The organism is Bradyrhizobium sp. WD16 (assembly GCF_024181725.1).
Lineage (GTDB): Bacteria > Pseudomonadota > Alphaproteobacteria > Rhizobiales > Xanthobacteraceae > Bradyrhizobium_A.
Map to the genome: position 1 here is coordinate 3,361,169 of NZ_CP028908.1, position 12,823 is coordinate 3,373,991.

Sequence of the window (12,823 nt, forward strand, 5' to 3'; positions counted from 1 at the left end):
TGGCTTATGTCTCGCAATTGCCTACAGGGGCTTGCCGCAAAGGCGGTAGGCAATTGCGAGACGCCACACTGGTGTCATTACGATTCTAGCGTGGTTTTGGATCTGACGCGCGTTTGAAGAACTCAAATGCTGAAACGAGCGTCATTGCCGGTAGTCCTTCGAGTTCACCCCTCCGGCCCGGGAGGATGGCCCGTCGTTTGTCGACGACGGTCGTCGAGAGGGCCTGAATCGTCCTCCATTCGTTGGGCATTCCAGGACAAGTCGTATTCGTCTCCGTCGATGGATTCCCCATCCCGCCGCAGTTTTAATGCGCTCTCGATGTCTTTGGTGTACGCGCACAAGCAGCGGGAATTCCAGAATGGAATTGAGTAGCGTAAAAACAGAGGGATACCAGGAAACCTCGTTGCAGGCGCTGTTGTCGGATGTGCCGATCGGCGAGGACAATGCGATGTCATCACGCGAGATTTGGCTGAAGCACGATTGTTGGACCCAGACGTCCGTTCGCCGAATGCTGAAGTATCTGGCGAGCTGCGATAAGATCTTTCTCAAGACCGAGGCGCACCGAGCAACGGGCTGGCTTTATCTATTCTGGCGAGAAACACCGCATTTCGACGCGCGGTGCGAACCAGGCCGGCACGAAGGCTGAGACGCGGTCGATGCGCGACCCGTTGCGTGGCGAGCGGAAGGGCCGGGCAAGCCGAGTGCCTTGCGCAAGTCTGTCGGGTGTGGGGAAAGGCGATAGCGCTTCCCTTTGTCGCCCTCCGATGTGACACTGCCGGTCGCAATTGCGTCCTCGAGCCGGCCTCCGGCAGCGCCGATGCTCGTGCGGCCGACCGGCATCATCGTGCCGTTCCGTCGCGTGCCGCGGTTGCTCCATCCCGTCGCGACCGCGTGTTGCCCCGATCCGCTTAACATGTTAAGTAAATCTCAAGACGGGTTCAGGAAACGCCCAAGGACCTCCAGCGATGCCTTTCGCAGGGCGCGGTCGATCATCCGTGTGTGGCCTGGCGCGCTCGCCGGCGGCCGCGCCGCTCCGCCTCAATGGACATTCCCGGCCAGCTAAGGAGACGGCGTGATGGGCAAGCTCGCACTGGCGGCGAAGATCACCCATGTCCCCTCGATGTATCTCAGCGAGCTCGATGGCCCGGGCAAGGGGCAACGCCAGGCGGCGATCGACGGCCATGTCGAGATCGGGCGGCGTTGCCGCGAATTGGGGGTGGATACCATCGTCGTGTTCGACACCCACTGGCTGGTGAATGCCGGCTATCACATCAATTGCGCGCCGCATTTTGCCGGTGTCTATACCAGCAACGAGTTGCCGCACTTCATCTCGAACATGGGTTATGAGTATGACGGCAATCCGAAGCTCGGCGAATTGCTCGCTGCAGCCGCTAACCGGCACGGCGTCGCCACCATGGCCCATCCGGCGACGACGCTGCCGCTCGAATACGGCACGCTGGTGCCGATGCGTTACATGAATGGCGATCGCCATTTCAAGGTCGTCTCCGTGTCCGCGCTCTGTACTGTTCACTACCTGTCGGACAGCGCCAGGCTTGGCTGGGCGTTCCGGCGTGCCATCGAGGACGAATACGACGGCACGGTCGCGGTCCTTGCCAGTGGCTCGCTCAGTCATCGCTTCGCCCAGAACGGCACCGCCGACGAGTATCGCAACAAGATGTTCAGCCCGTTTCTCGAGCATCTCGATCACGAGGTGATCCGGATGTGGCAGAAGGCGGAGTGGCTGGATTTCTGCGACATGCTGCCCGAATATGCCGCCAAGGGGCACGGTGAAGGCTTCATGCACGACACCGCGATGCTGCTCGGCGCGCTCGGCTGGCGCAACTACGATCGCGGTGTCGAGGTCGTGACGCCGTTCTTCCCCAGTTCCGGGACCGGCCAGATCAATGCGGTCTTCCCGGTGTCGCCGATGCCGCGCCAGCTCGATGGCGTCGGCATGCCGAGCGCGCCGGCGCTCGCCGGCGGGCGGCTCTGATCGGAGCCGGCTTCAGAGGCGAGATGGCGAAAAGATCCGCCGCAGATTCTGACGCGCAATCAGCCTGAGCGCGATCGCAGCATAGCCGAACACGGCGATGCCGAAGACCGGATAGCCGAGATAGCCCAGCAGCGGCATCTCGAACACCTTCCAGAACCCGACATAGGGAATGGTGTAGGTCCATTTCGGCAGCGAATAAAAATTCCACATCTCCCACCAGACCCCGGTCACGGTGGTTGCGATCATGACCGCCGCGGTCAGCCGCCAGCCGCATTCTCGGATGTCCGACAGCAGCGTCGGGTAGCGCAGCGCGAATCCGAGCGGCTCGAGGATCAGGATCGGCGCAATCCACACCAGCGGATAGGTCTCGTTGGGAAACGCCGGCAGCAGGGCATAGCAGGCGAGGCCGCCAAGAACCGTCCAGGCGAGGGCGGGTCGGGAGACATCGCCGCGTGACGACGGTGGCGAAAAATGTCCTTGCAGTATCAGATTGACGAGATGGCTCGTCGACAGCACCGCCGGAACGACGGTGGAGAAATCGATCGAGGCGCGCATGATATAGTCGAGGGTCGAGATCGGTTGTGCGAAACGATAATGCCAATTGTGCACGATGGCGTTCATGCCTTCGAAGAACCACCACAGCGGTACCGAGATCGCAAACAGAACAGGAAAGGATCTTCCCATCGACGTCATCAGCGACCTGCCGAAGACGATCTGGGAGAGACCGTTGATGGTGAGGACGTAGCCGAGCCACAGCGGAAAGAAGGCAAACTCGGTGAAGAGGCCGAAGCGGCCCCAGGCGACGAACCATGAGGCGCCGGCAAGAGTCGCGCCGATCAGCAGCAATGCCATGGCTTGTGTTGTAGCACAGCCATGGCTGCGGAAGCATCGTGCTCGAACCGACAGCGGGAATGGGCCCCGAACGACGCGCGGCGCAGACGACCTGCTCCCGTTTGCGCCGCCGATGGGTCGGCCGCACTCTACAACGAGTGTCCGGTCTCCGAATTACCGCTTCGTTTGCCTCACCCTCGCACGGTCATTCGGAGACATCGGGACACTAGCAAAATCAAAAAGCTAGTGTGGCTCATGTCTCGCAATTGCCTACAGGGGCTTGCCGCAAAGGGCATAGGCAATTGCGAGACGCCACACTAGTGCGGGCTCTTCGTCTGGGTGTCCGGCCGCGGCGGCTCGGGCTGCGGGTTCAGCCAGGTCTTGCCCCCTTTGGCAGGGCTGGGCGGCTCGGGCTGCGGGTTGAGCCAGGTCTTTCCTGATTTGCTCTTTCCTGATTTTCGCTTCGCCCCGTGCGGAGCACTCGTCTTCTTCACTGCTGCCAGCTTGGTCGCCGGCATCGCCTCAGCCAGCATCATCGACTGGTTCGTCCCAGGCTCGCTTGGAGCGCCGGCCGATTGGGCCGATGAACTCGCGCCCGAAACATCAGCCGTCGCTATGATAAAGAGGCTTGCAACGAAAAGTAATGATCGTTTCGCACTGGCTGTCGAACCCGGAGTCTTGCTCATCATGGAGGCCTCCTGACAAAAGTAGTATGTTATATATTGGCACCGCCGCTCGGTGATGAATTGATCCAACGCAATCCCGATGGCGCTTGATGGTGGAAGCGGCTAGTGCCGCGGTGCCGTTGTCCGCGTCAGCCGCACGCGGCCGTGCAGCTTTGGTAGAAAGCGCGAGCCTTCCGACGACAGGAATTGCAGCATGGCCTGTGCCGGTGGCAGCAGCACCTTGTCCTTGCGCGCCAGCACATACCATTGCCGCATGATCGGCAGGCCCTCGACATCGAGCATGGTGAGCCGACGCTCATCGAGCTCGGATGCGACCGTGTGGGCGGAAATGAGCGCGATGCCGAGGCCGGCGATCACCGCCTGCTTGATGGTCTCGTTGCTGCTCATCACCATGCCGATGATCGGTTGGACGCCGGCGGAGGCGAACAGCTGCTCAGTCAGCCCGCGAGTGCCCGAGCCGGGCTCGCGCATCAGGAAGGTTTCGCCGGCGAGATCCTGGAGGCTGAGCCGCTGCCGCCGCGACAGGCGATGACCGGTCGGGGCGATGACGATATGCGGATGATCGCCGATCGGGTGGACATTCATGTCGATGTCGGCTGGCGGCCGCCCCATGATGGCGAAGTCGAGTTCGTAGCCCCGCAGCGCCTCGATGATCTCCTCGCGGTTGCCGGTGAACAGGGTGACGTCGACGTTGGGATGGCTGCGTGAGAAGGCCGAGATCGCGAAGGGGACAAAATACTTCGCTGTGCTGACAGCGCCGATGGAGACGCGTCCGGCGCTGCATCCCGCCAGCATGTCGAGGGCGGTCTCGCAGGCCTCGAGCGCGGATTCGATCCGTTCGGCAAGCGCCAGTACCTCGCGTCCTGCCTCGGTCAGCTGCATGCCGTCGGCCGTGCGCTGGGTCAGCGGCAGCCCAGCGAGCCCTTGGAGATTGCGCAGCTGCAGCGTCACCGCCGGCTGGGTCAAATGGAGTCGCTGGGCCGCCCCCGTGATGCTGCCCTGGGAGGCCAGGGCGGCGAGGGCACGGAGCTGCCGGATCGAGATGTCGCGGATGCGGCTGGCCATTATAAATAAATCTTTTGTCAGACCGAATAAATCGAAATTTCCCTTATTTGCCGTGCCGCGTCAACATCCTTCCCGGTGATCCGACCCTAGGCGAGGCGATAGCACGGCCTCGCGGGGCGGAACCCAATGAAGGGGAAACGCGACCGATGGGACAGGCGCCAACGCTGTTTCAACACACGAGGTCCTACGCCGCGCAGGATGCGCGCAGCCGCACGGTGGCTTCCGCTGTGAACGCCATCGCCGCCGCGGCGATCGAAATCTCGGAACTCATCGGTCACGGCTCGCTGGCCGGTATTACCGGCGCCGCCCAGGGCGGTCGCAATGCCGACGGTGACGCCCAGACCGACCTTGATCTCCATGTCGATGCCTTGATTCGCGCCGCGTTGCGGCCGATCCCGATCGATGCCCTGGTGTCGGAGGAATCCGTCGAGGCGGAGCGCGGCGATGCCGCAGCTCCGATTGCCATCGCCTATGACCCGCTCGACGGCTCATCCAATATCGATACCAATGTCTCGGTCGGCACCATCTTCTCGATCATGCCGGCCGGCGGCGGCGTCGCCGCCTTCAGTCGGCCTGGCAGCGAGCAACTGGCCGCCGGCTTTGTCATCTACGGGCCGCAGACCTCGCTCGTCCTCACCGTCGGCGACGGCGTCGACATTTTCACCCTCGACCGTCAGGAGCGCGTCTTCCGTCGGATCGGCAGCCAGGTGCAGGTGCCGGTGACCACGGCGGAGTACGCCATCAACGCTTCCAATTACCGTCATTGGGATCAGCCGGTGCGCGACTTCATCGACGAATGCGTTGCCGGCGCCGATGGTCCGCGTGGCAAGGAATTCAATATGCGCTGGATCGGTTCGCTGGTGGCCGAAGCCTATCGCATCCTGCGCCGCGGCGGCGTGTTCCTCTATCCGGGCGATGGGCGTGAAGGCTATGGCGAGGGTCGCTTGCGGCTGCTCTACGAGGCCAATCCCATGGCCTTCATCATGGAGCAGGCCGGCGGCGCCGCCGTCACCGGTCGCAGCCGGGTGCTCGATCTTCTGCCGGGATCGATCCATCAGCGAGTGCCGCTGGTGATGGGCTCGATCGAGAAGGTCCGCCACATCGAACTCCTGCACAACGACCCCGCTGCGGCGTCGCGCGTCGCTCCGCTGTTTGCGCGGCGCGGCCTGTTCAGGGCGTGAGGTCAGCCATGTCGCGCAAGCATCCCATCATCTCCATCACCGGTTCGTCGGGCGCTGGCACCACCTCGGTGAAGCGCACTTTCGAGCAGATCTTCCATCGCGAGAAGGTCGAGGCCGCCTATATCGAGGGCGACGCCTTTCATCGCTTCGATCGCACCGAGATGCGCGTCAAGATGGCGGAGGAGGCGGAACGTGGCAACAAGCACTTCAGCCACTTCAGCCCGGACACCAACCTGTTTGAGGAACTCGAGGCGACGTTCCGCGACTACAGCGAAACCGGGCGGGGCCGGACGCGCTACTATGTCCACGACGACGTCGAGTCCGAGGTGCACGGCGTGCCGCCGGGCACCTTCACTGAATGGCAGTGCCTGCCGGAGAATTCCGACCTCCTGTTCTACGAGGGGCTTCATGGCGCGGTGGTCACCGACAAGGTGAATGTGGCGCGCTACGCCGACCTCAAGATCGGCGTCGTCCCGGTCATCAATCTCGAATGGATCCAGAAGCTGCATCGCGATCGCAGCGCCCGCGGCTATTCCACCGAGGCCGTGACGGACACCATCCTGCGCCGGATGCCCGATTACATCCATTACATCTGTCCTCAGTTCGCCGAGACCGACATCAATTTCCAGCGGGTGCCCACGGTCGACACTTCCAACCCCTTCATCGCGCGCTGGATACCCACGCCGGACGAATCCATGGTGGTCATCCGGTTCAAGAATCCGCGCGGCATCGACTTTCCCTATCTGCTGTCGATGATCCCGAGCAGCTTCATGTCGCGGGCGAACTCCGTGGTCATTCCCGGCGCCAAGCTCGATCTTGCCATGCAGCTCATTCTCACGCCGCTGATCCTGCAACTCATCGAGCGCAAGCGGACGGCGAAGTGAACCATCATCTCCAGAGCCACAATTGACGAGGGACCTGTGAACACATCCATCGCGATGCGGAGACGCTGACATGAATATCATCACGCAGCCCGCCGGAATCGAGACCGACGTCTCTCACCGCGACATGGCCAATGCCCTCCGCTTCCTCGCCATCGACGCCGTGGAGAAGGCCAAGTCCGGCCACCCCGGCATGCCGATGGGCATGGCGGATGTCGCCACCGTGCTGTTCTCGCGCTTTCTCAAGTTCGACCCGGCCGATCCAGCCTGGCCCGATCGCGACCGTTTCGTACTGTCCGCCGGCCACGGCTCGATGCTGCTCTATGCGCTGCTCTATCTGACCGGCTACGACAGCGTCGATATCGAGGCGATCAAATCGTTCCGGCAGTGGCAGTCGGCGACGCCGGGTCATCCCGAATATGGCCACACCGTCGGCGTCGAGACCACCACAGGTCCGCTCGGCCAAGGCCTCGCCACTGCGGTCGGCATGGCGCTGACCGAGCGACTGCTGGCGGCCCGGTTCGGCGAGGAGCTCGTCGATCACCATACTTATGTCCTCGCCGGCGACGGCTGCCTGATGGAAGGCATCAGCCACGAAGCGATCTCGCTGGCCGGTCATCTCGGGCTGAGTCGGCTGACAGTGCTCTATGACGACAACCAGATTTCCATCGATGGATCGACGTCGCTGTCCTGTTCGGACGACCAGATCGCGCGCTTCAAGGCCGCCGGCTGGCTGGCGTTCCGGATCGACGGCCACGACCCCGAAGCGATCGCTCAAGGCCTGGAGCAGGCGCGCGCCAGCGATCGCCCGACGCTGATCGCCTGCCGCACGGTGATCGGCTATGGCTCGCCGGCCTGGCAGGGCAGCGAAAAGATCCACGGCGCGCCGCTCGGCCCCGAGGAGATAGCGCGGACTCGGGAGGCGCTGCAGTGGCCTTATCCGCCGTTCGAGGTGCCGGAGCCGGTGCTGGCGCGGTGGCGGCAGATCGGCGCGCGCGGACGCATCGCTCGGGAGAACTGGACGACGCGGGTTGAGCAGCTCGATTGTGCGGCGCGCTACCGCTTCCGCGACGTGCTCGCGGGCAAGCTGTCGGGTGACTATGACGAGGCGCTGGCGCAGATCCGCGGCCGCTTCGGCCTCGAGCAGCCGAAGATCGCAACGCGGCAGGCATCCCAGCAGGTGCTCGACGCTATCGCGCCGTCGCTGCCCAATCTGCTCGGCGGCTCCGCCGATCTGACCCACTCGAATCTGACGCGGGCGAAGAGCCAGTGGCCGGTGCGGCCGGACTTCTTCGAAGGCAATTACCTGCATTACGGGATCCGCGAGCACGCCATGGCCGCGGCCATGAACGGCATTGCCCTGCACGGCGGCTTCATCCCCTACGGCGGCACCTTCCTCGCCTTCGCCGATTACAGTCGGCCGGCAATCCGCCTCGCCGCCTTGATGGGGCTGCGCGTCATCCACGTGATGACCCACGACTCGATCGGGCTCGGCGAGGACGGACCGACCCACCAGCCGGTGGAGCATCTGGCGGCGCTGCGGGCGATTCCCAACCTTCTCGTGTTTCGGCCGGGCGACGCGGTCGAAACCGCGGAAGCCTGGGATTGCGCGCTGCAGGTGGCCCAGCCCTCGGTGCTGTGCCTGTCGCGCCAGGCGCTGCCGACCTTCCGGGAGATCCAGGGCCGGGACAACATGGTCGGACTCGGCGCCTATGTCGTCGTCGAGCCGGACAGCGGCCGCGACGTCACGCTGATTGCCACCGGCTCGGAAGTCGCGATCGCGCTCGATGCGGCGGCGCGCCTCGCCGAACATGGCGTCAGCGCCGCGGTGGTGTCGGCCCCCTGTTTTGAGCTATTCCGCCGCCAGTCGGCCGAGTATCGCGCCGAAGTGCTCGGCGCCGCGCCGCGGGTTGGCGTCGAGGCCGCCGTGGAGGGTGAATGGGCGCGTTGGCTCGGTGATGACGGTGAGTTCGTCGGCATGACCTCGTTCGGCGCCTCGGCACCGGCGGACGTGCTCTATCGCGAATTCGGCATCACTGCCCAGCAGGTCGCCGCCGCCGCATTGCGTGCGATCAAGCACGCTGCATCGAAACCCGTGACGCGATCGGCGTCGCACACCGCAATCGAAAGGAGGATGTGATGGCGAAGATCACCTTGAGGCAACTGCTCGATCATGCGGCTGAGCACGGCTACGGCGTGCCGGCTTTCAACATCAACAATATGGAGCAGGGGCTGGCAATCATGGACGCCGCCGCCGCGGTCGACGCGCCGGTGATCATTCAGGCCTCGCGTGGTGCCCGGGCCTATGCCCATGATGTGATGCTCGCCAACATGATCGCGGCGCTGGAGACCATCCATCCGCAGATCCCGATCTGCCTTCACCAGGATCACGGCAATGAAGAGGCGACCTGCGCCACGGCGCTGAATTACGGCTTTACCTCGGTGATGATGGACGGCTCGCTCCGCGCCGACGGCAAGACCCCCGCCGATTTCGACTACAACGTCGCCGTGACACGGCGTGTGGTCGACATGGCCCACTGGATCGGCGCCTCCGTCGAGGGCGAGCTCGGCGTGCTCGGCTCGCTCGAGCACAACAGCGGCGAGCAGGAAGACGGTCACGGCGCCGAAGGGCAGCTCGACCGGCACCAGTTGCTGACCGACCCCGACCAGGCGGTCGAATTCGTGCGGGCGACGAAGGTCGATGCGCTCGCCATCGCCATGGGGACATCCCACGGCGCCTACAAGTTCTCGCGCCAGCCCGATGGCGAAATTCTCGCCATGGACGTGGTCGAGGAGATCCACCGGCGGCTGCCGAACACCCACCTGGTGATGCACGGATCGTCCTCGGTGCCCCAGGAGCTGCAGGACATGTTCAATACCTATGGCGGAGAGATGCCCCAGACCTGGGGCGTCCCGGTCGAGGAGATCGTCCGCGGCATCCGGCACGGCGTCCGCAAGGTGAATATCGACACCGACTGCCGGTTGGCGATGACCGCCGAGTTTCGCCGCGTCGCCGCACAGAACAAAAGCGAATTTGATCCGCGCAAATTCCTCAAGCCGGCCATGGACGCGCTACGCGATCTCTGCCGCCGGCGTTTCGAACAGTTCGGCACGGCGGGTCAGGCGTCGAAGATCAAGGTGCTGCCGCTCGCGGCCATGGCCCGGCGCTACGCCTCCGGTGCACTCGATCCGTCCACCTCGGGAATCGCGAGCGCCGCGGCCTGAAATCTCAAAGACCTTGAAAGACAATGTCCGCTGCCGCCTTGAGGCAGCAAGCGAGGAGCGTTTCATGAACCAGCACCCGACCATGACTCTGCGCGGCAAGGAGCGTTACCGTTCCGGCGTGATGGAATACAAGAAGATGGGCTATTGGGAGCCCGATTACCAGCCGAAGGACACCGACATCCTGGCGCTGTTCCGGGTGACGCCGCAGGATGGCGTCGACCCGATCGAGGCCTCGGCCGCGGTCGCCGGCGAATCCTCAACCGCGACCTGGACGGTGGTGTGGACGGATCGTCTGACCGCAGCCGAGAAGTACCGGGCGAAATGCTATCGGGTCGATCCGGTGCCGAACGCGCCGGGGCAGTACTTCGCCTATATCGCCTACGACCTCGACCTGTTCGAGGCCGGATCGATCGCCAACGTCTCGGCCTCGATCATCGGCAACGTCTTCGGCTTCAAGCCGCTCAAGGCGCTGCGGCTCGAGGACATGCGCTTTCCGGTCGCCTATGTGAAGACCTTCCAGGGGCCGGCGACCGGTATCGTCGTCGAGCGCGAGCGTCTCGACAAGTTCGGCCGGCCGCTGCTCGGCGCCACCATCAAGCCCAAGCTCGGCCTTTCCGGCCGCAATTACGGCCGCGTGGTCTATGAGGCGCTCAAGGGCGGTCTCGATTTCACCAAGGACGACGAGAACATCAACTCGCAGCCCTTCATGCACTGGCGCGAGCGCTTCCTCTACTGCATGGAGGCGGTCAATCGCGCCCAGGCGGCGAGCGGCGAGGTCAAGGGCAGCTATCTCAATGTCACTGCCGCGACCATGGAAGACATGTACGAGCGCGCCGAATTCGCCAAGGAGCTCGGCTCGGTCGTCGTCATGATCGACCTCGTGATCGGCTACACCGCGATCCAGTCCATGGCCAAATGGGCGCGCCGCAACGACATGATCCTGCACCTGCACCGCGCCGGCCATTCGACCTATACGCGGCAGCGTAACCACGGCGTGTCGTTCCGGGTGATCGCCAAATGGATGCGGCTCGCCGGCGTCGACCACATCCATGCCGGCACCGTGGTCGGCAAGTTGGAGGGCGATCCAGCCACGACGCGGGGCTACTACGATATCTGTCGCGAGGATTTCAATCCGGCGACCCTCGAGCACGGCGTGTTCTTCGACCAGAACTGGGCGAGCCTGAACAAGCTGATGCCGGTGGCGTCGGGCGGCATTCACGCCGGGCAGATGCATCAGCTGCTCAACCTTCTGGGCGAGGACGTCGTGCTCCAGTTCGGCGGCGGCACCATCGGCCATCCGATGGGCATCGCGGCGGGTGCGACCGCCAACCGCGTGGCGCTCGAGGCGATGATACTCGCGCGCAACGAGGGGCGCGATTACCTGCACGAGGGGCCTGAGATTCTCGCCAAGGCGGCTGCAAGCTGCACGCCGCTGCGGGCTGCGCTCGAGGTCTGGAAGGACGTCACGTTCAACTACGAATCGACCGATACGCCCGACTTCGTTCCCACCGCCGGCGTCTCGATCTGAGGAGGATTTTATGCGTTTGACTCAAGGCTGCTTCTCGTTCCTGCCAGACCTCACCGACGAGCAGATTTCTCGTCAGGTCGAGTATTGTCTCGCCAACGGCTGGGCGGTGAATCTCGAATTCACCGATGACCCTCATCCCCGCAGCAGCTACTGGGAGATGTGGGGCCTGCCGATGTTCGACCTTCGGGACGCCGCGGGCGTGATGATGGAGCTCACGGCCTGCCGCAAGATCCACGGCGACCGCTACATCCGCCTTTCGGCATTCGACTCCAGCCATGGCTGGGAATCGGTGAGGCTGTCCTTCATCGTCAACCGGCCGAAGAACGAGCCCGGCTTCAGGCTTGAGCGCCAGGAGATGGGCGGGCGCAACATCCGCTACACCACCACCTCCTACGCCATCGATCGGCCCGAGGGCCGGCTGGGGGCCGACTCATGAGCGCATCGGCGCTGGCGAGCGCAGGGGACGGCGTCGCCGTCCCCGACGCGGTCAACCTGCGCCGCGAACTCGAGGAAGTCGGCATCAACGAGGTGCTCGATCAGCTCGATCGTGACCTCGTTGGTCTCACCCCGGTCAAGACGCGCATCCGCGAGATCGCGGCGCTGCTCCTGATCGAGCGCATCCGCAAGCGCATGGGGCTGGCGATCCAGGCGCCCACCCTGCACATGTCCTTCACTGGCAATCCGGGGACGGGCAAGACCACGGTGGCCCAGCGCATGGCGAGCATTCTCCATCGCCTGGGCTTCATCCGTCGCGACCATCTGGTCTCGGTGACGCGCGACGAACTGGTCGGGCAGTATATCGGCCATACCGCGCCGAAGACCAAAGAGGTGCTCAAGCGCGCCATGGGTGGCGTCTTGTTCATCGACGAGGCCTATTATCTGTATCGTCCGGACAATGAGCGGGACTACGGTCAGGAGGCCATCGAAATCCTGCTCCAGGTCATGGAAACCCAGCGCGACGACCTGGTGGTGATCCTGGCCGGCTATGGCGATCGGATGGACAAGTTCTTCGCCAGCAATCCCGGCTTCCGCTCACGTATCGCCCATCACGTCGAGTTTCCCGACTATACGGATGACGAGCTGCTGGCGATCGCCGAGCTCATGCTGCGCGACCTGAACTATGGCTTCAGCGACGGCGCTCGCGACGCCTTCGTCCGCTATATCGAATTGCGGCGGTCGCAGCCGCTGTTCTCCAACGCGCGGTCGATCCGCAACGCGATCGACCGGGCTCGGCTGCGCCAAGCCAATCGCCTCGTCTCCGATCTCGACCGCACGCTCACGCCCGAAGATGTCAGCGAGCTTCAAGCGAGCGATATCCTGGCAAGCCGCGTCTTCCACTTCGGCCGCGGCAAGCCGGGCGGTACACTGACGAATTGACGTAGGGCTTCGGTAGGTTCCTCCAGACTTGGGCGCAGGGCGGTTCCGCTCCTGCG

Annotated in this window: 12 protein-coding genes; 9 read left to right on the forward strand and 3 right to left on the reverse strand. The window is 64.0% G+C overall.

What is annotated here, in order from left to right; all coding sequences use genetic code 11:
- Nucleotides 1-358: 358 nt before the first annotated feature.
- Nucleotides 359-646: a hypothetical protein gene (locus DB459_RS15465; RefSeq protein WP_253706140.1), complete on the forward strand. Its 288-nt coding sequence runs from the start codon at nucleotides 359-361 to the stop codon at nucleotides 644-646.
- 429 nt (nucleotides 647-1,075) lie between these two features.
- Nucleotides 1,076-1,993 carry a 3,4-dihydroxyphenylacetate 2,3-dioxygenase gene (gene hpaD / locus DB459_RS15470; protein ID WP_253706141.1) on the forward strand — a complete coding sequence of 306 codons (918 nt, stop codon included), beginning with the start codon at nucleotides 1,076-1,078 and terminating at the stop codon, nucleotides 1,991-1,993.
- Between the two features lie 12 nt (nucleotides 1,994-2,005).
- Here the strand turns inward: hpaD and DB459_RS15475 are convergent, their stop codons facing one another.
- The 3 genes from DB459_RS15475 to DB459_RS15485 all read right to left on the reverse strand — a co-directional run bounded on the left by DB459_RS15475 (nucleotide 2,006) and on the right by DB459_RS15485 (nucleotide 4,575).
- Nucleotides 2,006-2,845, reverse strand: coding sequence for a hypothetical protein (locus DB459_RS15475; RefSeq protein ID WP_253706142.1), 840 nt, complete (start codon nucleotides 2,843-2,845; stop codon nucleotides 2,006-2,008).
- A 296-nt stretch (nucleotides 2,846-3,141) separates the two neighbouring features.
- Nucleotides 3,142-3,513, reverse strand: coding sequence for a hypothetical protein (locus tag DB459_RS15480; protein ID WP_253706143.1), 372 nt, complete (start codon nucleotides 3,511-3,513; stop codon nucleotides 3,142-3,144).
- Between the two features lie 99 nt (nucleotides 3,514-3,612).
- Nucleotides 3,613-4,575: a LysR family transcriptional regulator gene (locus tag DB459_RS15485; protein ID WP_253706144.1), complete on the reverse strand. Its 963-nt coding sequence runs from the start codon at nucleotides 4,573-4,575 to the stop codon at nucleotides 3,613-3,615.
- A 146-nt stretch (nucleotides 4,576-4,721) separates the two neighbouring features.
- On the opposite strand from DB459_RS15485, the gene DB459_RS15490 reads away from it, so the two are divergent.
- The 7 genes from DB459_RS15490 (at nucleotide 4,722) to cbbX (ending at nucleotide 12,767) form a co-directional block, all read left to right on the forward strand.
- On the forward strand, nucleotides 4,722-5,756 hold the full coding sequence (locus DB459_RS15490; RefSeq protein ID WP_253706145.1) for a class 1 fructose-bisphosphatase: 1,035 nt from the start codon (nucleotides 4,722-4,724) through the stop codon (nucleotides 5,754-5,756).
- Nucleotides 5,757-5,764: 8 nt separating this feature from the next.
- Nucleotides 5,765-6,640, forward strand: coding sequence for a phosphoribulokinase (locus tag DB459_RS15495; protein ID WP_253706146.1), 876 nt, complete (start codon nucleotides 5,765-5,767; stop codon nucleotides 6,638-6,640).
- Between the two features lie 70 nt (nucleotides 6,641-6,710).
- Nucleotides 6,711-8,777 carry a transketolase gene (tkt, locus tag DB459_RS15500; RefSeq protein WP_253706147.1) on the forward strand — a complete coding sequence of 689 codons (2,067 nt, stop codon included), beginning with the start codon at nucleotides 6,711-6,713 and terminating at the stop codon, nucleotides 8,775-8,777.
- Nucleotides 8,777-9,862, forward strand: a complete 1,086-nt coding sequence (gene fba, locus DB459_RS15505; protein ID WP_253706148.1) for a class II fructose-bisphosphate aldolase — start codon at nucleotides 8,777-8,779, stop codon at nucleotides 9,860-9,862. Before tkt ends, fba begins: the two co-directional genes overlap by 1 nt.
- Before the next feature lie 64 nt (nucleotides 9,863-9,926).
- Entirely contained in the window at nucleotides 9,927-11,390 is a 1,464-nt protein-coding gene (locus DB459_RS15510) for a form I ribulose bisphosphate carboxylase large subunit (RefSeq protein WP_253706149.1), read from the forward strand.
- A gap of 10 nt (nucleotides 11,391-11,400) precedes the next feature.
- Nucleotides 11,401-11,826 (forward strand): ribulose bisphosphate carboxylase small subunit, encoded by a 426-nt coding sequence (locus tag DB459_RS15515; protein WP_253706150.1) that lies wholly within the window; start codon nucleotides 11,401-11,403, stop codon nucleotides 11,824-11,826.
- Entirely contained in the window at nucleotides 11,823-12,767 is a 945-nt protein-coding gene (cbbX, locus tag DB459_RS15520) for a CbbX protein (RefSeq protein WP_253706151.1), read from the forward strand. Before DB459_RS15515 ends, cbbX begins: the two co-directional genes overlap by 4 nt.
- Nucleotides 12,768-12,823: the final 56 nt, after the last annotated feature.